Consider the following 363-nt stretch of genomic DNA (forward strand, 5'->3'; position numbering starts at 1 on the left):
CTGATCCTGCCCCGCTTGAGTGGACACCCCTGATAGGCTTCCGAGCCAAGAGAGGAGTGTTCGATGGAGAGCAAGAAGCGGCGTCATTTTCCCGACGCATTCAAACGCGAGGCGGTTGATCGGGCCCGCACGAGCGGCCTGACGATCATCCAAGTGGCCGAGGAGCTCGGTCTTCACGAGACGGTCTTGCGGCGATGGATACGCCGGTTCGACCAGCTGGAGACGGGACCTGCGCGGCGCCCCATCGCGCAGGCGCAGGGCCCGTCTCCGGCGGATCTGGCAGCCGAGAATGCCCGGCTGAAGCGTGAACTCCAGAGGGCCGAGATGGAGCGCGATATCCTAAAAAACCATCCCGGACCGTTG

At 63.9% G+C, this 363-nt stretch carries 1 protein-coding gene; it reads left to right on the forward strand.

The window, feature by feature from the left end:
- Nucleotides 1-63: 63 nt before the first annotated feature.
- A partial coding sequence (locus tag OCH239_RS21540) for a transposase (protein ID WP_037267661.1) occupies nucleotides 64-363 on the forward strand: 300 nt, incomplete at its 3' end.

The organism is Roseivivax halodurans JCM 10272, from assembly GCF_000521785.1.
Classification (GTDB): Bacteria; Pseudomonadota; Alphaproteobacteria; order Rhodobacterales; family Rhodobacteraceae; genus Roseivivax; species Roseivivax halodurans.